The organism is Acinetobacter sp. YH12137 (assembly GCF_013418535.1).
Lineage (GTDB): Bacteria > Pseudomonadota > Gammaproteobacteria > Pseudomonadales > Moraxellaceae > Acinetobacter.
Map to the genome: position 1 here is coordinate 23,170 of NZ_VPBW01000004.1, position 25,812 is coordinate 48,981.

Genomic DNA, 25,812 nt, shown 5'->3' on the forward strand with positions numbered 1-25,812 from the left:
AAAGAAATAACAAGTTAAGTAAAATTAAACAAATGCGGAAAAATATATTTACATTTTTAACGTGAAAAGTAACATTTAACCGTCTAGTATTCACCGCGTGTTGAAGATTTGAAAGCCAAACTTACAGGCGAGGAGTACTTGGTCCAATATGATTTATGATCATCAAGTGAATATGAGCGAAGTGCATGCTCCTGTTCAAGCGAACGTCATAATTCGTTCCCAATCGGGACAAAATTCCAAACGTCAGCCTCAGCGCTATACCTCTGTGTCAGCTCGTAACAAAAGCTCTGAATCTCGCAAGACTTTTAGTGCAATGAACGGCCAGCGTTTCGATATTGAAAAATTCACCAGCTACCTGCAAGGCATTACCCGCAGTACTAGTACACAGAAATGTGCACGCAGTATTCGCGTCGGTTTGCAGTCTTCAGGCGCAAAAATTGTGAATCATCCTGTTGCCGCAGCTGACTGGGGCAATACCCTCCAGCAATTAGGCTATCGAAAAATCAACCTGTCTTTTGACCGTCCGAAAAAAGGTGATATCTACATTATCGACCGGACTTCACAGCATCAGTATGGTCATATTGCAGCATATTCTGGTTCGGCCTGGGTTTCTGATTTTAAACAGAATGGCTATGCGGTCTATCGTAATTCCGATGTGAAATATACGTATTACCGTCTAGATTCATATCTTTAAATCAGACGCTGAAAATTTCAGAACTTAAAAATGAAAGTCGCGAAATGGTTCAATCTTCGAAGCGTTTCGCACGTTTATTATAAATCGACAAGATAAACAGTCCAATCGCCACAAAACCCAAGCATTGTAGACCTAGCGCTATAGTTTCCCAGATCTCACCCGTTTTAGGTAAATAACCGATCAGGCTAATTACTGCCACAATCGGAATCGCCATCGTTAAAGCACGAAAACCTTCGGCATAAGGATTTTCAGGAGCAAGCTTTAATCTGAATTCACGCAAGACGTGTATCAGCATTCCAATCGCCAGACTGATTCCAACAAATATCGGACCCAGTTTCGCTACAGTCGATGCTATGTAAATTACGATACATACCGCAATAATAATGATGAGCTTGAGCTGACGGTTGCAGCGTTCGGAGTACCAGAACTCAAGCATGTGGGGAACCTGAATCCGACTTGTTCTGATTAAGCAAAGACAGAGGCGAAAACAGGCAGATCGCCAAAGCCATAAAGGCAATTCCCTGAGCGCCCGGTAGCAGAATTTCACCCTGTTTCATGTTCATAAAAATCAGGCTGATTAATAAGGCAATCGGAATCCAGGTCAGGACACGATAGAACAGGCCAGTCGGATTTTTTGCTGCGAAATGAATTTTGCAGTAACGACAAATCAGGAAAATAATTCCAGTACCAGCAAACATCAGGATGGCATCTAAAGGCAAAGGTTCCATCCAGTACAGACCTACGGCAATTGCAGCAATCACAACAAAGAACAGCAGTTTTTTCAGGAGCGACACCTGCGGATTGAACCAGAACTCAAGCATGATGATGTATGAACAGAAAAGATAAAAAGCACTTTAGCATATTTTAAATATAAAAAAGCGAGGCAGAGGCCTCGCAATATTTAGGAAAATTATCCGTTATTTTTCTGTGGACCCCAGTCATAAATTTTCTTCTGATAAGCGTACCACAACATCCACAGACCAATCAGGATCATTGGCAGGCTCAGGAATTGTCCTTTACTCATCCAACCAATAAATAGCTGACCATTATCCGGTTCACGGAAGAACTCGACGATAAAACGGGCTAGACCATAGCCGGTCAGGAATACCGCAGAAACTGCCATACGTGGACGTGGCTTGCTACTAAACCACCACAGTACGATAAACAGAATCAAGCCTTCACAGAGCGCCTGATACAGTTGTGAGGGATGACGTACCAGCTGCAGCGGATCGGTTGGGAAAATCATGCCCAAGGCAAAATTTGGATCAGTGACTTGACGACCATAGAGTTCACCACCAATAAAGTTACCAATTCGGCCAAACATCAGGCCTGTCGGAACGCAGGGCGCAATAAAGTCCAGTGTCTGGAACCAGGCCATCTTATATTTCTTGCACCACCACAACATGGCCAGGATTACGCCGAGGAAGCCGCCGTGGAAACTCATCCCACCGGTCCAGATATGGAACAGCCAGAGTGGATTTTCCAAAAACTGAGAAAAACCGTAGAATAAAACGTAACCGACCCGGCCACCGATAATCACACCCAAAGCCCCAAAGAAAATCAGATCCGAGACCATATCTGGTGTCCAGCCGCGTTGTTTAGCGCGATAAGTCGCCAGTCCCCAGGCAAATAAAAAAGCCAAGAGATACATCAGTCCATACCAGTGGACTTGCAAAGGCCCGAGCGAAATTGCAACGGGATCTATGTTTGGATAGGTGAGCATTCCTGTTCCTTGTGATTCTGTTTTGCACAGATTTTAGCTGAAAGCGAAGAAAATTGTTGTACATTCAATGTGTAAAGATCGAGAGCATCAATTATGTGTATTGTGGCACTGGCTTGGCGAGTTCTGGATGAAACGCCTTTATGTCTGATTTCAAATCGTGATGAGTTCTATCAACGTCCAACACAGGCATTATATGAATGGGAGAACAGTCCGATTATTGCCGGGCAGGATCTGCAGTCTGGTGGTACCTGGATGGGTATAACTGCTTCAGGACGATGGGCAGTGATTACCAATTTCAGGGATGGTAATGACAAGAATAACTACCCAACTTCACGTGGACATATCATTCAGCATTTTCTGGAATCTGAATTGAAACCTATCCGGTTTGCCCAAGAACTGGAAAAAAAGCAATGTAACTATGCAGGCTTTAACCTGTTTGTTGGTGATCGAGAGCAGGCGGTCTATATGAGCAACCGTGGTGAAGCACCGCAAGTGTTGGCGCAAGGGGTATATGTGGTTTCCAATGGCCTGATGAGTGAAGACTGGTACAAGACCCGACATTTACGCAAACGCTTTACCCAGGAATTTTTACCGATGCTGCAACAACAGGTAGTTTCGGAAGCTGATCTGTCTTATGCCGTGTGGGATATTCTGGAAGATGAACGTAAAGTGATTCCTGAACTGTTACCTGAAACAGGGATTTCGGTGGAAATGGAACATCTGCTGTCTTCGACATTTATTCAAAGCCCAGCCTATGGCACCCGCTGTTCTAATTTTTTGAGAATGACCAATGATAAATGGTGCTGGCTAGAAAAATCACAGCAGGGTGAAAATGTAGGACAGGTGATTGAAAAAATTATTCCATTGGACAAAAAACAAGGCTGACATAGGTCAGCCTTGTTTTGAAGTTGCTTGAGAATTAAGCTTGAGTCGTTTCTAAGGCTTCACCTGCAATGATTCCCCCATCTTTACGGGTAATAACCACTGTAGCCGAACGAGGGCGAGAGCCTTTGCCTGTACTGATTAAATTTGCAGGCTGGTTTGATGGCCAAGTACCACCCGGATGCTGAACATTCACAAAAATTGCTTTGTAGTCTGGTGTCATGGTCACACCCGTAATTTCACAATCTGCTGGACCGACCAAGAAACGACGTAACTTGGAGTCATCTAGTTGAGTGCCAAGTGGTGTTTTCTGAGTACCGGCACCTGCAGTAGCTGTAGCTACACTACCATCACCAATTTGACCTGGTAAAGCAGCCAGCATCATACAGTTCGTGGTATCTGTATAAGCACCATCATCGGTTTGAATCCACAGTACGCCACGTGGATCGAACCACATGCCATCTGGACTAGAGAAGTCATTGTCATCGGTCAAGCCTGACAGGTTAACCCCAGGAATCGAATCTGCTTCTGCACCAAACAGGAAAATATCCCAAGTGAAGCCAGTCGAGCTGACATCATCCTGATCTTCACGGAAGCGGATGATATGGCCGTTGATGTTACCGCGCAAGCGATTAGTCGTATCATCATCGTCCGAGTACTGACGTGGGTTGGCTGCATCAATGGCATGGCCGGTACCGCGTTGCGAGTTATTGGTTAAAGTTACATAAACTTCACCATTTTCAGGATTTACGGCAACCCATTCTGGACGGTCCATTTTGGTCGCGCCCGCTGCATCGGCAGCTAGACGTGCATGTACCAAGATATCGGCCTGATCTTTAAACTGATACTTTTCATAACTAGTAATTTTCGGGTTATTCATGGACAGTTCAAGCCATTCACCACGCGCTTCACCCGTAGCTTCATTAAAATCAAACTTGGCGACATAGAACTTACCGTGGTCCATGTATTTATCACCAGCTGCATAGCCACCATTGATATCACTTGGATTCCAATTGGTTGCTGATACAAACTTATAGATGTATTCGCCCTGAGAGTCATCACCCATATAGAATGCAAGTGGCTTACCTTCAATCGCACGGCTAACACGGCAATCTTCATGCGCAAAACGACCCAATGCGGTACGTTTTACTGGGCGACTGCGGTTATCGAATGGATCAATTTCCACGATCCAGCCAAAGGTATTGATTGTATTTCGATAATCTTCTTGAGCTGTGTTCGCTAAAGCAGCAGTGTTCCAACGGCTGAACATATCTACAGATGAAAGTGTTGGAGTTGTAATACTCTGCCAGTTATAACCACTTGCCTTATTGCTCACTTTATAGCGAGAGATGGCATGTTCAGTCATGGCGTCACGTACATCCCCAGCATCATCTTCTGTTTGACGCGCGATGTACTGATTAAAATTTTCTTCAGTGGTGAGGTAAGTACCCCACGGAGTATAACCATTACCACAATTATTAATCGTACCGCGTGTGATCAAGCCAGTTGGGCTAAATGCTGTCTGTACCAAGGCATGGTTTTTTACAGGGCCTCTAAATTCGATTTCACTTGCTGCAGTAATACGACGGTTAAATGGTGAGTCCAGATTCACACTAACAGCTTGAGTGACTGGGTCTTTTTTCAAATGAACAATTGAAACACCATGCGCGTATATTTCACGAAGCGCTTCATCTTCAGTAATATCTTTTGGATCAAAAGCATTGCCGCGAGGGTGTAGATCACCACGTTGCAAATATTCATGGTTCATGACCAACAGACCTTGATCAGATACTGTTGCATCATAATTTTGCTTAGCGGCATTCATACCGAAAAAGGTCATGCCGTCATGGTTATCACCAACACGACGCTCATATGAAATACCACTTGGAATATTGTTTTCATCCCAAACTGGCAGGCTTGAATTCAGAGGATCGCCTACAGCGTGCAAGATTTTGAAATCGTAGCCTTCAGGCACCGAAAATTGTTCTAAAGTATTTTTCTCGACTGCCTTAAATTTTAGCGAGCTTGGTTTCGCTGTTAAATCTGGTTCAGTTGATGGTGGAGTAGGATTGTCTGAGTTATTTGGTTCATCATCGTCATCACTACAACCGGTTAAAGAAGCTGCTAAAGTTAAGGCAACTGCACCACCAGCTGTTTTTTTGATCAATTCACGGCGGTTAATATTTTTTTGCAAAAGTTGAGTGAACTCTGCATTCCCCGAATTGTTGCTGTCATAATCATCATTAAAATCTAAATAATCTGTCATTTTTTCTGATCCTGGTGAAAGGCTTGCTTTTCATTAAGTCAGAAATAAATTAGACCTAAAGTATGACAAAATGGTTAAGTCTATATTTCAATAAAATTAAATAAATCAATATATTGGTGTAAATGTAAACAAAAAGACAGCCAAGGCTGCCTGAGTGAAATACATTCTTTTTGTTTTTGGGTTCTTGTTATTGTTGATCGGTTAAACGGCGTTTTTCGATCAGTTTTCCTGCCAGTAAACCCAGTTCAAACAGTAACCACATGGGGATGGCCAACATGATCATCGACAAGGCATCGGGTGGAGTCACGAACATAGCTACAAAGAAACAGCCAACGATAATAAAGCGGCGTTTTTCGACCAGCGTCTGGGTTGAAACCACTCCAATCAAGATCAGAACCAAGGTAATAATCGGGATTTCAAAGGTAAAACCAAAGACCAGAAACAGCTTTAAACAGAAGCTGAGATAACTGTTGATGTCGGTCATTGGGGCTACGGTTTCAGGCGAAACACTGATAAAAAAATGCAGAATCGAGGGCAATGTTACAAAGTATGCAAAGCTGATGCCAGTATAAAACAGCACGATACTGCCGATCAGAAGTGGTAAAGCCAGACTCTTTTCTTTGGCATACAGCGCCGGCTTAATAAAGGTCCAGAGCTGGTACAAGATGAACGGCATCGCGATCATCAGTGCCACAAAAAAGTTCAGCTTAAACGGTGCCATGAAGGTTGCCGTCACATCAGTGGCAATCATGGTCGAGCTTGCGGGTAGCTGTGCACGCAGCGGTTCAGACAGCCACTGGTAAGTCTGATTGGCAAAGGGTAATAAACAGAAAAACAGGCCAATCAGGACAGCAACTACTTTAAACAGATGCTTTCTTAATACCACCAAATGCTGGGTAATTGGCATCTCTTCAAGATTTACCACTGCAGCATCATTTGAGGCTGGTGTGGTCGGTAAGGATGTCATACAGCCACCTTCATTTCTGTATAGCGTTGTTCGGAAATCGCAGCTTGTGTTATTGCCGGTTTAGGTAGATACACAGGGGATACAGGCTCTACGATCGGCTGATAGCTGACCGATACCTGAACAGGCTGAGGCTTTGCTTTTGATTTCTCAGTTGCGATCGGCTGCTGTAAATCTGCCATTTGTGCCTGCATCTTGGCTTCGAGTTGCTGAATCCGCTGCATTTCAGCCTGCATTTGTTCGCGTAGCTCAGACAGACGTAATTCACGATCAAGATCATTCTGAACATTGCTCACCATACGCTTGATCTTGCCGTACCATGTTCCGACAAAACGTACTGCCTCAGGAAGTTTCTCTGGCCCAAGGACTAAAAGCGCAATAATCCCGAAAATCAGCAGCTCGGTCATTCCGATATTGAGCATAGCGAACTCTTAACTCTTGATCGAGGTTTCAGGGGTTTTGACTTGTGCCTCGATGATGCGTGGCTCTGCTAACTTGGCCTGTTCAGCTTCTTCATCTTTGACCGATTTTTTAAAGTCTTTAATTGCGCCGCCAACATCTTTACCCAGATTTTTCAGTTTCGATGTGCCAAACAATAAAATCACCACAATTGCAAAAATCAGCACATGCCAAATTGATAATCCTGCCATTATTTTATCCTCCATATTTCATGCACCTATCTCAGCAGGCTTGTATGACAATGCAGTGACGCTTTAATGACAGTTTGCCGACACAGCATCAGTGCGATGAATAGCTCATATCAAAAAATCTACGATTCGATTAAAACCATGCTGTGCTAGCATATGGCCTGATATAGAAATCCCAGCAGTACTGTCATGGCCTTGATTCTTCCGCTCCTGTCTTTTCTGACCGGTTATTGGGGCGTGCAATATTTAAAACCGATTCGGCCTTTCTTGGCGGCTTTACTGGCCCGGGTCCTGATTCCGGTGCTGATTATTTACAACATGGTGTTCTACCAGGAAGGCAGTTTGTGGCTGATCAGCTTTAGCTTCTTTTGTTCCTGCCTGTTTTTTGCCGTATTTTATTGCATCCTTAAAAATAAACTGCGTGCCTTATGTCTGAGCTATTTAAATGGTGCATGGCTGGGGATTCCTTTTGCCTTGGCCGTTTTTGGTCCACAAGCGACCAGTACCGTGGTGGCGCTGTACATTGGTGGTTCTTTGTTTGGCAATGTCTGTGCAGTCATGGCAGTCAGTGAAGCCAGACAAGACGCGCGTTATATTTTAAAAAATGTGTTGCTCTCACCGCCAGTGGTGGCTTTGTCGATGGCAGCTTTATTGTCATTTTGGGATTTGAGTCACTGGCAACAAGTGGCTTGGGTAGAGATGCTGTATCAAGCCAATAAAGTGCTGGTGACTTTTAGTGGCATGTGTGTGCTAGGAATGTGGCTAAGCAATGTACGGATCAGCCGCTTCGATTTAATGCGCAGTCTACAACTAATTTTTAGTCGGGGATTGTTTGCGGTGTTACTGTGTGGTGCAGCTTATTTTTATTTGCCGATTCCACAGTTTACTCTAACGTATGCCGTCATGCTGATGTTCTTTTTATTACCGCCAGCAGCCAATATTGTGGCACTGGAAACCCATTATCAGGGCACAGGTTATTCAGCGAAATATATTGCCTCAGGAACGATTGCGAGTGCAATTTTGATTGGGGTGTATGGGATGGTGGTACATGCGGTGGTGCCAACGTTATGAAAGTTCCCTCTCCTTGTAGGAGAGGGTTAGGGAGAGGTAATTTACTATTTAAATCCCTCCCAACCTCCCTTTGAAAAAGGGAGGGGCTCCTTCTCCCCAAGGGTGAGGAAATGGCCTCCCTCTAACTCCCTCCTAAAAGGAGGGAGGACTCCTTTAGGAATTAGATTTATTTTTCCAAACTCGCCTTAAACAGTTTCATCGCCTGACCACGATGGCTGATTTTATTTTTTTCTTCCTTGCTCATTTCCGCACTCGCAATACCCAGTTCAGGTAACCAGAACAGCGGATCATAGCCAAAGCCATTTTCACCACGGGCTGCTTCCAAGATCTCACCTTTCCAGATGCCCTGGAAGATTTGTGGTAATGGGTCTTCGGCATGTTGAACTAAGGCCAGTACACACACAAACATGCCTTCAATCGGTTCACCGTCTTTACGCAGTGGTTTCAGGTCAGCCAGTAATTTTTCGTTGTTCGCTGCATCATCACCATGTTCACCCGCATAACGTGCCGAGTAGATCCCAGGTGCACCGCCCAGAACTGGTACACAAATCCCTGAATCATCAGCAATCGCAGGTTTGCCAGAAATACGTGAGGCATGACGTGCCTTGATAATGGCATTTTCAACAAAGCTCAAACCATCTTCAATTGCGTCTTCAATATTCAGCTTACCTTGAGGAATAACTTCAACTGGAAGTTTGAGTTCTGCAAACATCTTTTCAAATTCTGCAATCTTGCCTTTATTATTACTTGCCAGTACCAGTGTGCCTTGGGATAACCAGTCAGTTGAAGCCATATCAATTACTCATCTTTCAAATTACATATATGTAGTGTAGCAACTTGCTGCAGTTTTTAGGCCATAAAAAAAGCACCCGAAGGCGCTCTTTTGCAGATCCAGCTTATTGTGCCTGAATCCAACGGTCTGCACGATCACGTGCTTGACGGATCTGTTCCTGGGTCAAGTTGGCTGCCAATGCAGTTTTTTTGCCTTCAGATAAAGTAATCACTTTATTGTCCAGCATGCCGTCACGGGTAGAGAGTTCATACCACTGATAAGCACCCATATAGTTTTTCTTTTTCTCTTCCATCATCGCCAGGTTAAAGCTGGCACGATTATCACCGCGGCTGGCTGCTTTTTCAAAGTACTGGCGAGCCAGTGTTTCATCTTTCTTGGTGCCAATACCATCTGCCAGCATACGGCCTACATTCAATTGAGCCACTGCCAGACCTTGATCTGCTGCTGCTTTATACCAGGCAAAAGCCTGACGTTCATCTTTCTGAATGTCTTTACCATACTGGTATTTTGTTGCTAAATAAAATTGTGCACCAGGCTGACCTGCTTTAGCCGCTTTAGTCAGACTATGAATGTCCATTACTGAATATTGCGCTGCTTGGCTGGCCACAGAAGGCGTTGGTGCAACGTAATCGGCATGGGCCTGCATGCCAAAAAGTCCAGCCAGTAGCGTCGTACTTAATAATAATTTTTTCATAGAGCGCTCACTCGATAAATTGCGACTTCACCAAATAGATTTGGGAGATGTTTGCTCAGCAAACTATCTTCTTGATTCCCATTCACAGCGAGTCGATTAATAATTTTTATGTTGTTTTCCGCGCATAATGCTTCAAAGTCACGGAAGGTACATAGGTGAATGTTCGGGGTGTTATACCACATATAGGGTAAGGCTTCCGAAACCGGCATTTTCCCTTTTAATGCCAAGAAAGAACGAGTCTTCCAGTGCGCAAAGTTTGGAAAGGTAATAATGGCCTGTTTCCCTACACGCACCATGTCACGCAATAATACGTCTGGTGCATCTACAGCTTGCAAAGCTTGTGCCATCACCACATAGTCAAAAGACTGGTCAGCAAAACGGCTTAAACCGAGGTTTAAGTCCTGCTGGATGATATTTAACCCGCGACTGATCGCAATTGCAATCTTTTCTTGATCAATTTCTAATCCATATGCACGAATATTGTGCTTTTTGCTCATATGGGCCAGCAGTTCGCCATCACCACAACCGAGGTCGAGGATACGTGAACCGGGCTTGATCCATTTCTCAGCAAGTTGTTGGTCAATACGCATTACACAGCCTCCTTCGGTGTTGATCGCAGATGTTCTTCACCGCCTAGAAAGGCGCGCAAGGATTTTACATACAGGGGAATCGGGAACAGGAAGGAGTCATGGCCTTGTTCAGCATCAATATCGACATAGCTGACCGGCTTATGATTGGTAATGAGGGCATCCACGATTTCAACAGAACGTGAAGGCGAGAAACGCCAATCGGTCGTGAAAGAAACTACTAGGAACTTACATTTGGTTTGTGCCATCGCTTTGACCAGTGACTGCTGATATTCACGTGAAGGATCAAAGTAGTCCAGTGCCTTGGTCATGATCAGGTAAGTGTTGGCATCAAAGTTACGGCTAAACTGTTCACCCTGGTAACGCAGATAGCTTTCGACCTGGAATTCTACATCGAAGCCATACATGAATTTGCCAGATTTTAAATCACGGCCAAATTTCTGCTTCATGGCTTCTTCAGACAGATAGGTAATATGACCGACCATACGTGCCAGAATCAGGCCACGTTTTGGATAGCTGTCATTTTCTAGATAACGGCCATGATGGAAGTCCGGATCTGACAGAATCGACTGACGCGCGACTTCGTTAAAGGCAATATTTTGTGCAGACAGTTTTGGTGCGCTGGCAATAATCACACATTTTTGCAGACGGTCCGGATAATCTACCGACCATTGCAAGGCCTGCATGCCCCCGAGTGAGCCGCCAATGATGGAATACCACACATCAATCCCCAGACGGTCAGACAGCATCGCCTGTGTTTTTACCCAGTCACGCACAGTGACTAGCGGAAAGTCTGGACCATATGGACGGTTATCATTTTCGGGATTAGGAGAGGTAGGACCAGTAGAACCATTACAACCGCCGATATTATTCAGCGCCACCACAAAGAATTTATTGGTATCGATTGCCTTGCCCGGGCCAATACAGGCATCCCACCAGCCTGGTTTTTTGTCATCTTCATGATGATAACCGGCAGCATGGTGATGGCCAGACAGGGCATGGCAGATCAAAATGGCATTGGACTTATCGGCATTCAGTTCGCCATAAGTTTCTACCATCAGTTCAAAACGTGGGAGGATGCGACCGCATTCAAGCTCTAACGGCTGTTCGAATTGGAACTTTTGTGGGACAACAAGGCCCACTGAGTCAGCTGGAAAAGACACGGGAATGATTCGCCTTAAATCTTTAGTATGAATAAATAAAAGGATACCATTTGCAGGTATCCTTCTAAAGTCTTTTTAATGCTATGAATTATTGCTAATTCAAATACCGGATTTAGACGGCAGCAGCAATCACCTGTTCAGTGCTTAACACATCCTGATCGATCAGACGGTTGGTACATGCAATAATTGCTTCAATCGAAGAGGTCACGATGTTGTCATGCACGCCCGCACCAAAGGCAGATTTACCTGTGCCTTTTACTTGAAGTTCAACCAATGCCAAGGCTTTGGCATGTGCACCTGAACTGATGCTACGTTCTTCATAGTTCAAGACATCAATCGGCAATTGTAATGCATCCAAGATCGCAGAGATCGGACCGTTACCTTCACCACGCAAGTGCTGAGTTTCACCATTGACTTCAATATCCAACTCAATCACCTGATTGCCATTTTCATCTGACAATTTATAGTTTTTGGCAGAGTAATGAGCATCTTTCGCGGCAACATACGTCTCTTTGAACAAGCTCCAGATCGCTTGTGCGGAAATCTCAGTACCATCTTCATCGGTTTTTTGCTGTACGATTTGCGAGAATTCGATCTGTAAACGACGTGGCAAGGTCACGTTGTAGTTCGATTCTAACAAGTAAGCGATACCACCTTTACCAGACTGTGAGTTCACGCGAATGACAGCGTCATAGTCACGGCCCAAGTCTTTCGGATCGATCGGCAAGTACGGCATATCCCAGATTTCTTCGTTTTTCTGGAATTCGAAACCTTTTTTGATGGCATCCTGGTGTGAACCAGAGAATGCTGTGAACACCAAGTCACCCGCATATGGATGACGTGGGTGGACTGGCAAGCCCGTACATTCTTCAACAGTCGCAATGATTTCGTTGATATTCGAGAAATCCAAGTTTGGTGCAACACCCTGGGTATACATGTTCAAGGCAATTGCCGCTACGTCCACGTTACCGGTACGCTCACCATTACCGAATACACAACCTTCAACACGGTCAGCACCGGCCATAATTGCTAATTCAGACGCTGCGATCCCACAGCCACGGTCATTATGGCAGTGAACTGAAATGATCACGCCGTCACGACGCTCGATGTTACGGTGCATCCATTCCACCTGATCGGCATATACGTTTGGTGTAGAGACTTCGACAGTGGCTGGCAAGTTCAAGATCACTTTGTTTTCTGGAGATGCTTCCCAGATTTCAGTCACAGCGTCGCAGACATCTTTGGCAACTTCTAATTCAGTTGCAGAGAAACATTCAGGACTGTACTGGAAGACAAATTCAGTTTCAGGCTGTTTTGCTGCGTATTCTTTCACTTTTTGCGCTGCATTTATCGCTAACTGTTTTGCACCTTCAACGTCTACGTTCAACACTTTTTGACGGAAGGTTGGAGAGTTAGAGTTGTAGATATGCACGATTGCGCGTTTCGCACCTTGTAAAGATTCAAAAGTACGTGCAATTAAATGGTCACGTGCCTGAACCAATACTTCGATGTAGACGTCATCCGGAATATGACCTTCTTCAATCAATTTACGAGTGAAGTCGAAATCAATTTGAGAGGCAGACGGGAAGCCGATTTCAATATGTTTGAAACCGATTTTTACCAACATCTGGAACATTTTGAACTTCTGCTCGATGTTCATTGGCTCGAAGATCGCCTGGTTACCATCACGCAGGTCAGTACTCATCCAGATTGGCGCTTTAGTAATTTCATTATTTGGCCATTGACGGTCTGGTAAGTCCACACGTTGATACATGCGACGGTATTTTTTACTTGGATCAGCCAACATCATGAGAGAGCTCCTTAGGTAGCCTGGCATACTCGCTTGGTGTAGCAGTTGCTCGGTCTACAGCATAGATTTTGTCTATATATTCGTTTACAGGCAGGTGAGGATAAATTAGATCAATCCTGTATTTTTTAAGTTTTGATCATCAGGATCAACCAGACACCTGCATGGTGAACCTATAATTAAATTTTAGTCCAGAAAACGTGAAAAGTTTTTGCTTTTTCTATGGATTTTAGTCGTATCTTAAAAAAGATTTTCTTATAAAGTTATTAATTGGAGAAATATTTCTATAATCTATTTTAATCTTGTTGGATTTTCCTGTAATTAAGCGATAAGGCTAAAATATTTCTTTATATAATAGCTTTGTTGGAAGTTCTTAAGCAATGCATACATGAAATCTTTCATATCAAAAAATAAAGGCTAGTTTGATGAATCCAGACTAGCCCTTAATATCATGAAGATTGCTCAGATCAGTATTTAAAATGCAGGCCTAAAACGGCACTGATGCCTTCTGCTTCTGTAGCATAGTGGGAAGAATAGGCTTTGCTAAAATAACGTGTATCGGACAGGTTATTGATATTTAGCTGTAGATCCACATTGGGGTTCACCTGATAACGTGCCATGGCATCGTAACGCACATAACCGGGAATAAATTTGGTATTGGCGGCATTGCCATAAACTTTATCCATTGCCACAGCACCGGTACCCAATGTTAGTTGAGGTATGACCTGATAGGTCATCCATAGAGTTGCACTGTTTTCTGCTACGTTCTGAACCCGATTGCCATTGTTTGTGCTTGGAACATAAACCGGTTCGGCCGTGGTTCCAATATTTTCAAAGCCACCATCAATCAGTTCACTATCCAAATAGGTATAGCCTGCGGAAATTGCCCATTTCTCAGTAATATTTCCATTGATACCCAGCTCAATCCCATCGACACGGGTCTCACCAATATTACGGGTGGTGCCATCAGCATCGGTGGCGCGGGTATTGGTCTTTTCAGTACGGAAAATGGCTGCCGTCAGATTCAGTTTATCTTCCAGAAGATCCCATTTAGTTCCCAGTTCCATGGTGCGGACTTTTTCAGCTTTTAGATTTTCAATAGCTGCGCTAATACTTTCAGAGCCATCACCACCATCGATACCGACCGGATTCGAGGAAGTGGCATAGCTGATATAAATACTGCCATTTTCTCTTGGCTTAAAGACCAGACCCGCCTGATAATTAAAAAAGTCTTCTTCATTTTCGAGGGTCAGCTGATCACCTGGAACGGCGGTAATCGGCGTATTGTTTGCACCTGTCACCGCATTATTGAATCGTCCATAGGTTAAGGTTTGCTGGGTTTTATAATCATCCCAACGTATGCCCAGATCCAGAATCCATTGCGGATGCAATTCGATACTGTCCAGTAAGTAGATCGATTTTGATTTGGTCTCGATATCATAACGGTCCGCACCATCTGTATTAAGTGTCTCCGTCCACGCACCCCGGTCTGGATTGTCTACAGAAGTACACCAGCCTAAGGCCACATTGGCAGGAGTACCACAGGCCGCAAAAGAGCTTCCAGTAGCATTCAGACCATTAATAATATATTGGGTACGTTCAGTATCCTGATCTGAATATTCTGCACCCAGGTTAAAGCTGTGTTGAATAGCACCAGTATCAAATTTGCCTGTTAAAGCCAGTAGGTCAGTAAAGGTATCGGTATTTGCGATACGTGAATTGGCCCGTGCCCAGACATTGCCATTCAAAATGAAGTTTCCGCGTGAATCATCGGGGTTGGTCCAGAGATAGTCATTTTTGGAACGGTTAAATACCGCTGTATTACTCAGGGTCAGATTGTCATTCAGGTCATGTTCCAATTTAAAGGTACCAATCTGGTTTTCCTGTTTCTGGAAATCACGATCTTTCCAGCCATAGTATTGACCAGCTTTGGCATCAATTGGTTTCCCATTGCCATTTAAAGCGGCATTGGCATTGGTCGCTGCAAATGGATTGTTATAGGGAATGCCGGAATCTGGAATATCATCAGTTTTCAGATAGTAATAACTTAAAGTTCCACGCGTTGCGCTGTCCAGGCCGAAACTGAAGCTGGGTGCAATACCAGCACGTTTATATTCAGCACCGTCATGTTGACCGGCTTTTTCATTCTGGTGACCCATGACCGCGACACGAGCCGCCATGCCATTGCCGAAGTCCTTGTTAGCATCCAAAGTGATACGGGCATACATATCTGTACCACCCGCAACAGAGCCTTCCAGTGCATCTCCCTTTTTCGCTACTTTGGAGATCATATTAATACTGCCACCCGTAGTGCCCGCACCGCCCATGGCAGAAGCAGAACCTTTGGTAACTTCGACCTGCTCAATGGCAAACATTTCCCGGTTTTGTGAAGTCGAATTTCGCACGCCATCGACGTACATCGAACTTTCCGAGTTATAGCCTCGAATAAAAGGCCGGTCCCCATTCGGATTGCCGCCTTCACCTGCCCCTAAAGTAATACCTGGTACGGTACGCAAAGCATCAGCCAGCGTAGTGACCTGCGTATCTTCAATCAGTTGTTGGGGAATCACGACCACAGACTTTGGCGTGTCCAGGAGTGGCGCAACAAACTTGCTATTGGCTGACTGATCGACTTTTAGACCCGGCACGGGTTTAGCTTGTACTTCCTGATGAATGGTCTCAAGCTGCACCACATTTTCCTGTGCAATCGTGTGTGCAGATGCAAAAGAAAGGGAAGAAACGATGGCTGAAGAAACTATTTTTTTACGAGATTTTATATAGCTCATAATCATTCTTTTTTATTTTTAAGTTTGGATTCGCAAATAATAATTATTATTGTTATCGTTGCTATCCTTCTTGCATTGATATTGGCAATGAACAAAATTTAATCAATTTAAAAAATAGATAGACTAGAGTGCGAACTGAGAATTAAAACCATGTTTTTAATATAGATTGATTAAATATGGATCTTATTTGGTTTTTATTGATAATAGCTATTGATATATAAAGCTATGTTGAATTGCCTTTAAAGACGCTTCAAGGAGTTAAGGGTAAGATATTTAACTAATTTATTTTTCATTTTTATTTTCAATTAAATCCTAATTAATCAATTCCCCTAAATAGACAGCTCGGTTGAATATCTGCCACGGTCGCTGTTCCCATTAAGGCCATGGTAATCTCAAATTCTTCTTTCAGGATTTTGATCACATGCGCTACGCCCAAAGCTCCGGCAGTCGCCAGACCATAAATATAAGGACGGCCAATCAGGACAGCAGAAGCACCTAAGGCAATAGCCTTGAATACATCCGATCCACGACGGATGCCACCATCATAGAGCAGAGGAAAATCTGCTGGCACCACCTTTTTAATCAGTTGCAAGGCAATGAGAGGAGAAATGCAGGTATCCAGCACACGACCGCCATGATTGGAAATAATCAGACCTTTTACCCCATGCTGAATCGCCTGCTGGGCATCCTGAGGATGTACGATTCCTTTTAGAATCACGGGTAAATGGGTTTGCTGTACGATCCAGACTATGTCTTCCCAAGTTGGGGCAATTTTCATTAGTCCGTTAAAGACAGGATGATCACCTTCCTTTAATTCTGGTAAGGGAATATGGGTAGGCGTATGCGGATGTTGCATGCCTTCCGGTAAATGAAAAAACGCACGACGTTCACGATCGCGGATGCCAGTATGTGGTGAATCTACCGTAATCACTAGCGCCGTATAATGGTGTGCCTCAGCCATTTTGACCAAAGCTAGAGATTTTTCCCGATTCCCTTGCCAGTAAAGCTGAAACCATTTGCGTGGATTGTCCTGTTTCAATGCGCGCATGTCAGTATTCGTAAAAGTACTGAGAATCATATTACTACCCATCACTTCTGCGGCGAGGGCAGAAGCGGCTTCGGCTTCAGGATGAAACTGCTGCTGATGTCCAATTGGTGCCAAAAAAATTGGATGCGGAAATTTTTGTCCGAACATTTCAAGTTCAGTACTGCCTTGGGTCAGATCTTTCAGCATACGCGGCAGAAGCTGAATATCCTGAAATTGCTGTAAGTTATCCCGGACACTGACTTCATCCATGGAGCCACCTTGCAGATAGTTCCAGACCATACTGGAGAGATGTTTTTCTGCTTCGACCTCATAATCGGCGATGGTTTGTAGGTAGGCCGGGATCTGGGTTAATGGCGCCATTGGTTCACGTGACATTATAAATCACCCCATTGACGAATCAGGTTGTGATAATGATGGGTAAGCTGCAGGACTTCTTCAGTATCGCCAATCTGCTGGCGTAGTTTGATAATGGTCATGTCCAGATCAAACAACATACTGCGTTTAGCATCTTCACGGATCATACTTTGAATCCAGGTTACGGCAGCAATACGTTTGCCTTGAGTTACTGGTTCAACCCGATGCAGGCTGGTCGATGGATAAACAATCACATCACCAGCGTCCAGTTTCACTTCATGGCAGCCATACTGGTCTTCAACGACCAGCTCGCCACCTTCATATTCATCGATTTCAGATAAAAATAAAGTCAGTGACACATCAGTACGAATGGGCTGTCCAAGTAGGGGAGAATAATGAATGGCATTATCGACATGATTGCCATAGGTGCCAGAATCCTGATAGCAGTTAAACAGGGGCGGCAGGATATGTTTCGGTAGGGCAGCAGAGGTAATTAAATGATGACTTTTAAGCGCTTGTAAAATGATAGGGCTAATCTGCTGATACAGGACAGAAGAAGAATCCAGCTGCAGGTTCTTTTTGATTTTCTGTGCCTGACTCCCGGCGCTGAGTTGCCCATTCATCCAGTGTTCTGAACGATCTAGTTGTTGTCTCAGTTCGGCAACTTGTGCTTTGCTTAATACTGCCGGGATATGTAACATCATTTTAAAAGCATTCCTGCAATTGAAAATATCGTGCATTCAAGAGAATACACGATATTGATAGATAGAGATAAAAGCTGAATTAAAATTTATAGTTCAGGGTTAAAGCTGCTGAACGTGGTTGGCCTAAGATCACACGGCCACCTCCATTATTCAGCGTGCTGATGTACTCTTTATCTGCCAGATTATAAACATTCAGGTTTAAGGAAGTTTGGTCATTAAAGGTATAACCGGCCATAGCATCAAATACCACATAGCTTGGAATACTTGGCATATTCGCTGCTGCAGTACTATCGGTAATCACACGTTTTTGCTCATCCACATAACGTGCGCCCAAGCCCAGTTTTAAACCAGCAATGTTATAGGTCGTCCATAAAGAAGCGGTCCATTCAGGTGACCAACGTACACTATTGGTCTGGGTCACTACACCCGTGTTGGAGTTGACACTGAACTGGTCTTTTTGCTCGGTTTTCATATGGGCAACACCTGCTGAAATATTCCAGGCATCAGTAATTTTACCGACAGCACCCAATTCGATTCCTTTAACTGTAGTTTTACCTTCCTGAACAGACTCGCGGGTAATTGGATCTTGGGTAAACTGGTTTTCATTTTCGGTGTAGTATGCCGCAGCATTTAAAGCCAGATCACCCTCTAGCAGATCCCATTTGGTGCCAATTTCATAATGATGAGTTTCTTGAGGGTCTGCGGCTGAGCTGTTTATTCCTGTGGATGAAAGGCTAAAGTTACTGCTACCCGGCGGTGTCAGGGATTTGGCATAAGATGCATAGACACTGCTGTAGGCGGTTGGCTTATATAAACCACCGAGCTTCCAGCTGAATAAAGTGTCATGGGCTTTTAAATCTGTTTTGGTTTCAGTCACTGCTAGTGTCGTACTGTCGGTTGAGTAACCCAGCGCATCGTAATTAGTATCGTAATAATCGACACGGACGCCACCATTAAGTTGAAAACGTTCGCCAAACTTGAGCGTATCGAAAAGATAAGCAGCCGCCGTTTGGGTTTCACCATCCGAATAAGCGCCCGTATACACAGGATCAGGCAGATTCTGGTGACGGTCAGGATGATATAGATTCGCGGGTGGTGTGGTGTTGCTTGGCTGTCCCGGCATTTGTGTGGCCAGTGTTCTGGAATGTTGCTGCTCTTTTAATAGTTCTACACCAGCGACCAGATCATGCTCCACTGAACCGGTTTTGACATTCCAGTTCACCGTGCTCTGATTAGCCAGAATTTTATTTTCCTGATCGACACCCTGGCGTGAACGGCTTACTGTCCAGTCTTGAGGATTGGTAGAGTCATTTCTTGAAAGGCTATTAATCCCCGTCAAAGTACGCTGCATATGGGTATTACCCAGACGGGTAATATTGGTAAATTTCAGATTTTCAGCCCAGTCACTTTCGATTTTTGCTGTATACATGTCAGCATCAACATCTTCATGGTCATCGGTATGGCCATAATAATTTTCACGGTCTACTTTAGGTGCACTGGCAATCAGTGGGTCAGCATTCCAGAAACCTTTCATGCCAATCGTTGGAATACCGCCATCCGGAATGTTACGTTGGCGGATATGCTGGGAATAAAGATACAGGCGAGTATCACTATCCAGACCAAAGGCGATAGAAGGGGCAACAGCCCAGCCTTGATTCTGGATAAAGTCGCGGCCTTCTACACCGCCATCTTGACCCATTGCATTTAAACGGACAGCAACGCTGTCATTGATCGCCTGATTAATGTCAGTGGCAAGACGCGTATGTTCAGCCGTATTGTAGGTGGCAGAGACTTCACGACTGTTTTCCAAATGAGGCAATTTGCTGACCAGATTCACATAACCAGACGCCGTACCACGCCCACCTTCGGCACCCGCAGGGCCTTTTACGACTTCCACCTGTTCCAGGTTAAACACATCACGACTTACAGCGCCGAGGTCACGAATGCCATCCAGATAGGTGGAGCTTTGAGTTGAAAAGCCGCGCATCTGGAAGGCATCGCCAGCACTGGTATTCCCATTCTCACCGAGTTGTAGGGTAATTCCTGGCGTATTACGTAAGGCTTCAACCAGGGTGGTTGCACCTTGTTCTTTTAATAAGTTTTTGTTGATAATCGAAACAGTCTGAGGCGTATCTACTAAAGCTTGGCTAGATTTAGCAGAACTCAATTGATCTACTTTATATTCATTTGCAGTTTTATTCTTAACTGTAATTTCTGGAAGCTGAATAACGCCTTCATTGGTGATGTTATCTGCATGAGTGATCAGTGGCAAAGTTGCAGCAAGTGCGACCAATGAAGTCTTGTAATGATGTTTTCGGCTTTTGATATGCGCCATGTGACAGAATTCCTGAATTGAATAATATTTCCCTTACCACCTTGATATGCTCGAGTTCATCAAATAGCAGCAATTATGGAGTTATTGTTATGGCCTTTAACAATTTTGCGAATTGTAGTGATAATAATTATCATTAACAATATTTAATTAAATCATTCTTATGAATTTATGGATGAAATTACTGTTTAATATTCAAACTTTAATCTGGGATTTCTATTAAGAAAAATTTCAAAATAAACTTATTTTTCAGTTTTTTACCTAAGATTAAAAAATGTAATTATTTTCTATTTAAAGCTTTTTATCAAAAGGTTTATAAATACAACTAAATCTAGATTTAAAGTTTTATATCTTTCAGAAAATAAAAATAGCCTCACGAATGAGGCTATTTTTTGATGAGGGAAGAAGCTAAAACTTAGTATTTAAAGTTCAGAGAAAGAACTGCGTTACGGCCTTCTGCTTCAGTTGCATAGTGAGATGCATAAGCTTTAGTGAAATAACGTTCATCAGATAAGTTATTTACATTTAACTGCAGGTCAACGTTTTGATTTACGTTATAACGTGCCATTGCATCGTAGCGTACATAACCTGGAACATATTTAGTATTCGCTAGGTCACCATACACTTTATCCATTGCAACTGCACCCGCACCGATTGTTAATGCAGGGGTTAGATCATAAGTCGTCCAAAGTGTGGCTGAGTTTTTCGCAACGTTAGGCATCGCATTACCGTTACTTGCATTTCCTGGTGTACAGACAACATTTGGTGCACGGCCAGTACAAGAGTTTCCGTTATCGGTCGCTTCGCTATCTAAATAAGTATAGCCCGCAGAGACTGCCCATTTATCAGTAAGATTACCGTTTAAACCAAGCTCAAAGCCATCTACCTTACTTTCACCAATGTTGGCATACGTAGTCGGTGTTAACTGAACTCGAGCATTCTGTTTTTCAGTACGGAAAATTGCAGCAGTCAAATTCAATTTGTCATTAAATAGATCCCATTTCGTACCAATTTCAAATGTGCGGCTTTCTTCAGGATCGAGATTGCTATAATTTTCTGCAATACCTTCTGAACCATCACCTGAGTCAACACCTACAGGGTTGGCTGAAGTAGCGAAGCTTGTGTAAATAGATCCATTTTCACGCGGTTTAAAAGTAAGACCTGCCTGGTAAGTGAAGAAATCAGCGTCACTTGAAATGGTTTCACCTGAAGCATTGGTTTTTTGCTTGGTATCAAAGTCATCCCAACGCAATCCTAAGTCCAATAACCATTGCGGATTGAGTTCAATGTTATCCAGTAAATAAATAGAAGCTGTTTCTGTGGTAGTGGTCGTGGTAGCTCTGTTGGCTGTACGAGCACCTAACCATTGATCACGTGAGTTTGGATTGGTTAAAGAAGTACACCATGCATCATTATTTGCACAATCACTGTTAAATCCACCTGTCGTGCTATCAGGGTAGCCAGGGTAGGTGGTTGAATAGTTACCTTTATCAGATTCTTGTTTAGAGTATTCAACACCTGTATTAAAGCTATGCTTTAGAGCACCGGTATTAAACTTACCTGCTAAAGAAAGTTGATCGCTAAAGGTTTCTGTATCTGTAATCCGTGAGTTAATACGACGCCATACTTTATCATTGAGTACGTTACCTTTTGAGTCATCAGGCTGCGTCCATAGATAATCATTTTTTGACTTGCTATAAATAGCAGTATTACTCAAAGTCAAATCATCAGTCAGATCATGTTCTAATTTAAGTGTACCAATCTGATTTTCTTGTTTCTGGAAATCACGATTTAATAAACCATAGTAGATGCCTTGTTTAACATCGATAGGTTTACCGACAGTCGCTTTTTTATCTTTGTCATAATTATATGGAACACCAGCATCAGGTGTATCATCAGATTTTAAGTAGTAATAGCTTAAAGTCCCACGGGTAGGGGTATCCAGACCAAAACTGATACTTGGTGCAATACCTACACGTTTATATTCAGCACCGTCTTTCTGACCAGCTTTTTCATTTTGATGACCCATCACAGCAACACGCGCTGCAATGCCATTACCGAAATCTTTGTTGCCATCTAAAGTGATGCGCTGGTAATTATCGGTACCTTGTGCAATGGAACCTTCTAAAGAATCACCAGCTTTAGCAACCTTAGAGATCATGTTGATGCTACCGCCAGTCGTACCGGCACCGCCCATTGCAGAAGAAGAGCCTTTGGTCACTTCAACCTGTTCGACTGCGAACATTTCACGGTTTTGTGAAGTCGCACTACGAACACCATCCACATACATTGAGCTTTCAGAGCTATAGCCACGGATAAATGGACGGTCGCCATTCGGGTTGCCGCCTTCACCCGCACCCAAGGTAATACCCGGTACAGTACGTAAAGCATCAGAAAGTGTAGTGACTTGAGTGTCTTCAATCAGTTGTTTAGAAATGACTGATACAGATTTAGGTGTATCCAGTAAGGGTGCAACAAATTTCTTATTTGCGGAATTATCTACTTTTAAACTTGGTGTCTGTTCAGCTTTAACTTCTTGATGAATAGTTTCGAGCTTGACCACATTTTCATCAGCCACAGCATTTACAGTTACAATCGAGAGGGAAGAGGCAATCGCCGATGAAACGAGTTTTTTACGTGATTTGATAAACGACATGTGGGAACCCGAAAAAAGCATAAAATTTATGTATGCGAATAATAATAATTCTTATTTAAATTAAGAATTACTTTTCGATAGGAAATGACGATTTTAAAAATTATATTAATCGCCTTTAGCGATGTTATAGTGTATCAAAATGTTTCTAAGTTAATGTATTTAAACTAAATCTGATTAATAGATTATTATCTTTACTTTTATTGAGATTATTAGAGTTTAAAAAAATTGAAGAAAAGATAAAGAAAAGTTTACTAAAAGCACTATAAAAATCCATAAATGCAGATTAAAGAGATGATCTGTCCAGTTTCAGTAATCAATATATCTATTCTTATTTGAGGGAAGGGATATTTAATCAAAGAAAAATGAATTTGACTGAATAAATTTGATTATTACAGCATTAATAAAGACGATTCAAGTATTGTGTTTTGTATATCTGCAAATGTTGTCATATAATGTGGCACATTTTTATAAACCTGTTATTACCAAATATATAGAGGAAGCCATGCAAGTAACTTCTGAAGCGGTTTCGGGCGTTGCCCGTCGTTTAAATGTTTCTGTACCGACGAGCCGTATTAATGAGCAATTTGAAGCTCGTTTAAAACGCACTGCTAAAACTGCGAAGATCAACGGCTTCCGTCCAGGTAAAGTACCTGTAAACGTAGTTCGTCGTGAATACGGCGCTGGTATCTACCAAGAAGTTGTCAACGACATCATTCGTGACACAGTTTTCGAAGCAATCCAACAAGAAAAAATCAACGCTGTTGGTATGCCAAACATCGAAAAAACTGAAATGAAAGATGATGCTTTAGTTTATGAAGCGACTGTTGAAGTTTATCCAGAAGTTGAAGTGAAATTCGAAGGTCTGGAAGTTGAACGTAAAGCGTCTGAAGTAAATGATAAAGACGTTGAGAAGATGATTGAAAATCTTCAAAAACAACGCGCTTCTTGGGCTGAAACTAAAGGCATGGCTAAAAAAGACATGCAAGTAACTTTCGACTTCGAAGGTACTGTTGATGGCGAAAAATTTGAAGGCGGCGCTGCGCAAGACTTTAAACTTGTTTTAGGTTCTGGTCGTATGATCCCTGGCTTCGAAGATGGCATCATCGGTATGAAGAAAGGCGAAGAGAAAGTGATCGATGTTACTTTCCCTGAAGATTACCAAGCTGAAAACCTTGCTGGTAAACAAGCTCAATTCAAAATCAATGTGAAACTTGTTGAAAAACAAAAACTTCCAGAAATTGATGCTGAATTCCTGAAAATCTTCGGTATTTCTGAAGAAGATGGCGTTGAAAAACTGAAAGCTGACGTTCGTAAAAACATGGAACGTGAAGTGAAAAACGGCCTTCGTAACCAGGTTAAAGGCGCAACTTTCGATGCACTTGTAGCTGCAAACGAAGTTGAACTTCCATCTGCAATGGTTGCTCAAGAAATTGACCGTCAACGTCAACAAATGATCCAGCAGTTCACTCAACAGTTCGGTGCTCAAGGCGCGAAAGCATTTGATTCAAGCATGCTTCCAGATGACCTGTTTAAAGAACAAGCTGAGAAATCAGTTAAACTTGGCGTATTGGTAAGCCGTATTCTTGCTGATGCGAAAATCGAAGTAGATCAAGCGCGCGTTGAAGCTTATATCGAAGACATGGCTTCTTCTTACGAAGATCCAAACGAAGTGATTGAATACTTCAAAAATGACAAGCAACAACGTGCTCAAATCGAAGCAGTTGTACTTGAAGATCAAGTTGTTGATCACATTCTGTCATCTGCTAAAGTGACTGATGCGACTGTAAGCTATGAAGACTTATTGAAAGAGCAACAAGCTCGTCAACAAGGCTAATTCAAGCTTTCCATAAAAAGGCGCTTCGTGCGCCTTTTTTCATATTAGTAATTTCTTGACATATCTGATTTTCACAAAACTAATGCAAAAAATATGATGGAATTATTCGCGATTATTTTGCAATTTCATTGATTATCCCTCATATTGTGATTATGGATTAAGTCACAAAAATTTAGGAATAAATAAACCTATGTATGTTCCAACGATTGAAAACGCTTTAGTGCCAATGGTGGTAGAACAATCCTCTCGTGGTGAGCGTTCTTTTGATATTTATTCACGCCTTTTACGTGAGCGGGTAATTTTTCTGACAGGTGAAGTTGAAGACAATATGGCCAACCTGATCGTTGCGCAAATGTTGTTTTTAGAAGCTGAGAACCCAGATAAAGATATTCATTTGTATATCAACTCACCGGGTGGTTCAGTGACTGCTGGCATGGCGATCTACGATACCATGCAGTTTATTAAACCGGATGTTGTGACTTACTGTATGGGTCAGGCAGCATCAATGGGTGCATTCCTGCTTAATGCAGGGACTAAAGGCAAACGTTACTGCCTTGAAAATGCACGTGTCATGATTCACCAGCCTTTGGGTGGTTTCAAAGGCCAGGCATCAGATATTGAAATTCACGCACGTGAAATTCTGTTCATTAAAGAACGTTTAAACCGTTTAATGGCTGAACATAGCGGTCAGGACTATGAAAAAGTGGCACGCGATACAGACCGTGACAACTTCATGACTGCTCAGCAAGCGAAAGAATACGGTCTTGTGGATGAAGTTCTAACGAAACGTCCATAAGTTTTAGAGAT

At 43.0% G+C, this 25,812-nt stretch carries 22 protein-coding genes; 5 read left to right on the forward strand and 17 right to left on the reverse strand.

Annotation, left to right across the window (positions count from 1 at the left end):
- Positions 1-148: 148 nt before the first annotated feature.
- Positions 149-694, forward strand: coding sequence for a CHAP domain-containing protein (locus FTU72_RS03355; RefSeq protein WP_166136276.1), 546 nt, complete (start codon positions 149-151; stop codon positions 692-694).
- A gap of 49 nt (positions 695-743) precedes the next feature.
- On the opposite strand, the gene FTU72_RS03360 is transcribed toward FTU72_RS03355, so the two are convergent.
- The 3 genes from FTU72_RS03360 to lgt all read right to left on the reverse strand — a co-directional run bounded on the left by FTU72_RS03360 (position 744) and on the right by lgt (position 2,417).
- Positions 744-1,130 carry a hypothetical protein gene (locus tag FTU72_RS03360; protein ID WP_180052445.1) on the reverse strand — a complete coding sequence of 129 codons (387 nt, stop codon included), beginning with the start codon at positions 1,128-1,130 and terminating at the stop codon, positions 744-746.
- On the reverse strand, positions 1,123-1,515 hold the full coding sequence (locus FTU72_RS03365) for a hypothetical protein (protein WP_159123610.1): 393 nt from the start codon (positions 1,513-1,515) through the stop codon (positions 1,123-1,125). The genes FTU72_RS03360 and FTU72_RS03365 overlap by 8 nt, the downstream gene beginning before the upstream one ends.
- A gap of 89 nt (positions 1,516-1,604) precedes the next feature.
- Complete coding sequence (lgt, locus tag FTU72_RS03370) at positions 1,605-2,417, reverse strand: prolipoprotein diacylglyceryl transferase (RefSeq protein WP_180052446.1); 813 nt, start codon at positions 2,415-2,417, stop codon at positions 1,605-1,607.
- A gap of 93 nt (positions 2,418-2,510) precedes the next feature.
- Between lgt and FTU72_RS03375 the strand changes: the two genes are divergently transcribed.
- The gene (locus FTU72_RS03375; RefSeq protein WP_180052447.1) at positions 2,511-3,302 is read left to right on the forward strand and encodes an NRDE family protein; all 792 of its coding nucleotides are present in this window, start codon (positions 2,511-2,513) and stop codon (positions 3,300-3,302) included.
- A gap of 34 nt (positions 3,303-3,336) precedes the next feature.
- On the opposite strand, the gene FTU72_RS03380 is transcribed toward FTU72_RS03375, so the two are convergent.
- The 4 genes from FTU72_RS03380 to FTU72_RS03395 form a co-directional block, all read right to left on the reverse strand.
- The gene (locus FTU72_RS03380; protein WP_159123607.1) at positions 3,337-5,565 is read right to left on the reverse strand and encodes a PhoX family phosphatase; all 2,229 of its coding nucleotides are present in this window, start codon (positions 5,563-5,565) and stop codon (positions 3,337-3,339) included.
- Positions 5,566-5,752: 187 nt separating this feature from the next.
- Positions 5,753-6,532, reverse strand: a complete 780-nt coding sequence (gene tatC / locus FTU72_RS03385; protein WP_179992407.1) for a twin-arginine translocase subunit TatC — start codon at positions 6,530-6,532, stop codon at positions 5,753-5,755.
- Complete coding sequence (tatB, locus tag FTU72_RS03390; protein WP_179992406.1) at positions 6,529-6,951, reverse strand: Sec-independent protein translocase protein TatB; 423 nt, start codon at positions 6,949-6,951, stop codon at positions 6,529-6,531. The genes tatC and tatB overlap by 4 nt, the downstream gene beginning before the upstream one ends.
- Before the next feature lie 9 nt (positions 6,952-6,960).
- On the reverse strand, positions 6,961-7,179 hold the full coding sequence (locus FTU72_RS03395) for a Sec-independent protein translocase subunit TatA (protein WP_159123604.1): 219 nt from the start codon (positions 7,177-7,179) through the stop codon (positions 6,961-6,963).
- A 186-nt stretch (positions 7,180-7,365) separates the two neighbouring features.
- Between FTU72_RS03395 and FTU72_RS03400 the strand changes: the two genes are divergently transcribed.
- Positions 7,366-8,247 carry a permease gene (locus FTU72_RS03400; RefSeq protein ID WP_159123603.1) on the forward strand — a complete coding sequence of 294 codons (882 nt, stop codon included), beginning with the start codon at positions 7,366-7,368 and terminating at the stop codon, positions 8,245-8,247.
- Positions 8,248-8,413: 166 nt separating this feature from the next.
- Here FTU72_RS03400 and rdgB read toward each other — a convergent pair whose 3' ends face one another.
- The 10 genes from rdgB to FTU72_RS03450 all read right to left on the reverse strand — a co-directional run bounded on the left by rdgB (position 8,414) and on the right by FTU72_RS03450 (position 23,171).
- The gene (gene rdgB, locus FTU72_RS03405) at positions 8,414-9,040 is read right to left on the reverse strand and encodes an RdgB/HAM1 family non-canonical purine NTP pyrophosphatase (protein ID WP_179992405.1); all 627 of its coding nucleotides are present in this window, start codon (positions 9,038-9,040) and stop codon (positions 8,414-8,416) included.
- Between the two features lie 103 nt (positions 9,041-9,143).
- Complete coding sequence (locus tag FTU72_RS03410; RefSeq protein ID WP_166136288.1) at positions 9,144-9,734, reverse strand: tetratricopeptide repeat protein; 591 nt, start codon at positions 9,732-9,734, stop codon at positions 9,144-9,146.
- Entirely contained in the window at positions 9,731-10,324 is a 594-nt protein-coding gene (metW, locus tag FTU72_RS03415) for a methionine biosynthesis protein MetW (protein ID WP_004781976.1), read from the reverse strand. The genes FTU72_RS03410 and metW overlap by 4 nt, the downstream gene beginning before the upstream one ends.
- On the reverse strand, positions 10,324-11,484 hold the full coding sequence (locus FTU72_RS03420; protein ID WP_034704397.1) for a homoserine O-acetyltransferase: 1,161 nt from the start codon (positions 11,482-11,484) through the stop codon (positions 10,324-10,326). Before FTU72_RS03420 ends, metW begins: the two co-directional genes overlap by 1 nt.
- A 112-nt stretch (positions 11,485-11,596) precedes the next feature.
- On the reverse strand, positions 11,597-13,294 hold the full coding sequence (leuA, locus tag FTU72_RS03425) for a 2-isopropylmalate synthase (RefSeq protein ID WP_034704399.1): 1,698 nt from the start codon (positions 13,292-13,294) through the stop codon (positions 11,597-11,599).
- Between the two features lie 464 nt (positions 13,295-13,758).
- Positions 13,759-16,077, reverse strand: a complete 2,319-nt coding sequence (locus FTU72_RS03430; protein ID WP_179992404.1) for a TonB-dependent siderophore receptor — start codon at positions 16,075-16,077, stop codon at positions 13,759-13,761.
- Positions 16,078-16,393: 316 nt separating this feature from the next.
- Positions 16,394-17,500, reverse strand: a complete 1,107-nt coding sequence (locus FTU72_RS03435; RefSeq protein WP_179992403.1) for an alpha-hydroxy acid oxidase — start codon at positions 17,498-17,500, stop codon at positions 16,394-16,396.
- On the reverse strand, positions 17,500-18,183 hold the full coding sequence (locus tag FTU72_RS03440) for a Fe2+-dependent dioxygenase (protein WP_179992402.1): 684 nt from the start codon (positions 18,181-18,183) through the stop codon (positions 17,500-17,502). Before FTU72_RS03440 ends, FTU72_RS03435 begins: the two co-directional genes overlap by 1 nt.
- Before the next feature lie 79 nt (positions 18,184-18,262).
- Positions 18,263-20,518, reverse strand: a complete 2,256-nt coding sequence (locus FTU72_RS03445) for a catecholate siderophore receptor Fiu (protein WP_179992401.1) — start codon at positions 20,516-20,518, stop codon at positions 18,263-18,265.
- Between the two features lie 412 nt (positions 20,519-20,930).
- Positions 20,931-23,171 carry a TonB-dependent siderophore receptor gene (locus tag FTU72_RS03450; RefSeq protein ID WP_180052448.1) on the reverse strand — a complete coding sequence of 747 codons (2,241 nt, stop codon included), beginning with the start codon at positions 23,169-23,171 and terminating at the stop codon, positions 20,931-20,933.
- A gap of 502 nt (positions 23,172-23,673) precedes the next feature.
- Here FTU72_RS03450 and tig point away from each other — a divergent pair.
- Together tig and clpP are read left to right on the forward strand one after the other, a co-directional pair.
- A complete protein-coding gene (gene tig, locus FTU72_RS03455) occupies positions 23,674-25,005 on the forward strand; it encodes a trigger factor (protein ID WP_004781984.1) in 1,332 nt (443 codons plus the stop codon).
- 190 nt (positions 25,006-25,195) lie between these two features.
- Positions 25,196-25,801 (forward strand): ATP-dependent Clp endopeptidase proteolytic subunit ClpP, encoded by a 606-nt coding sequence (gene clpP, locus FTU72_RS03460; protein ID WP_004781985.1) that lies wholly within the window; start codon positions 25,196-25,198, stop codon positions 25,799-25,801.
- The last annotated feature ends 11 nt before the right edge of the window (positions 25,802-25,812 follow it).

Bases quoted from the DNA above. Each gene is read 5' to 3' on its own strand.
- FTU72_RS03355 (WP_166136276.1), top strand. From the start codon at position 149: ATGATTTATGATCATCAAGTGAATATGAGCGAAGTGCATGCTCCTGTT.
- FTU72_RS03360 (WP_180052445.1), bottom strand. From the start codon at position 1,130: ATGCTTGAGTTCTGGTACTCCGAACGCTGCAACCGTCAGCTCAAGCTC.
- FTU72_RS03365 (WP_159123610.1), bottom strand. From the start codon at position 1,515: ATGCTTGAGTTCTGGTTCAATCCGCAGGTGTCGCTCCTGAAAAAACTG.
- lgt (WP_180052446.1), bottom strand. From the start codon at position 2,417: ATGCTCACCTATCCAAACATAGATCCCGTTGCAATTTCGCTCGGGCCT.
- FTU72_RS03375 (WP_180052447.1), top strand. From the start codon at position 2,511: ATGTGTATTGTGGCACTGGCTTGGCGAGTTCTGGATGAAACGCCTTTA.
- FTU72_RS03380 (WP_159123607.1), bottom strand. From the start codon at position 5,565: ATGACAGATTATTTAGATTTTAATGATGATTATGACAGCAACAATTCG.
- tatC (WP_179992407.1), bottom strand. From the start codon at position 6,532: ATGACATCCTTACCGACCACACCAGCCTCAAATGATGCTGCAGTGGTA.
- tatB (WP_179992406.1), bottom strand. From the start codon at position 6,951: ATGCTCAATATCGGAATGACCGAGCTGCTGATTTTCGGGATTATTGCG.
- FTU72_RS03395 (WP_159123604.1), bottom strand. From the start codon at position 7,179: ATGGCAGGATTATCAATTTGGCATGTGCTGATTTTTGCAATTGTGGTG.
- FTU72_RS03400 (WP_159123603.1), top strand. From the start codon at position 7,366: ATGGCCTTGATTCTTCCGCTCCTGTCTTTTCTGACCGGTTATTGGGGC.
- rdgB (WP_179992405.1), bottom strand. From the start codon at position 9,040: ATGGCTTCAACTGACTGGTTATCCCAAGGCACACTGGTACTGGCAAGT.
- FTU72_RS03410 (WP_166136288.1), bottom strand. From the start codon at position 9,734: ATGAAAAAATTATTATTAAGTACGACGCTACTGGCTGGACTTTTTGGC.
- metW (WP_004781976.1), bottom strand. From the start codon at position 10,324: ATGCGTATTGACCAACAACTTGCTGAGAAATGGATCAAGCCCGGTTCA.
- leuA (WP_034704399.1), bottom strand. From the start codon at position 13,294: ATGATGTTGGCTGATCCAAGTAAAAAATACCGTCGCATGTATCAACGT.
- FTU72_RS03430 (WP_179992404.1), bottom strand. From the start codon at position 16,077: ATGAGCTATATAAAATCTCGTAAAAAAATAGTTTCTTCAGCCATCGTT.
- FTU72_RS03435 (WP_179992403.1), bottom strand. From the start codon at position 17,500: ATGTCACGTGAACCAATGGCGCCATTAACCCAGATCCCGGCCTACCTA.
- FTU72_RS03440 (WP_179992402.1), bottom strand. From the start codon at position 18,183: ATGATGTTACATATCCCGGCAGTATTAAGCAAAGCACAAGTTGCCGAA.
- FTU72_RS03445 (WP_179992401.1), bottom strand. From the start codon at position 20,518: ATGGCGCATATCAAAAGCCGAAAACATCATTACAAGACTTCATTGGTC.
- FTU72_RS03450 (WP_180052448.1), bottom strand. From the start codon at position 23,171: ATGTCGTTTATCAAATCACGTAAAAAACTCGTTTCATCGGCGATTGCC.
- tig (WP_004781984.1), top strand. From the start codon at position 23,674: ATGCAAGTAACTTCTGAAGCGGTTTCGGGCGTTGCCCGTCGTTTAAAT.
- clpP (WP_004781985.1), top strand. From the start codon at position 25,196: ATGTATGTTCCAACGATTGAAAACGCTTTAGTGCCAATGGTGGTAGAA.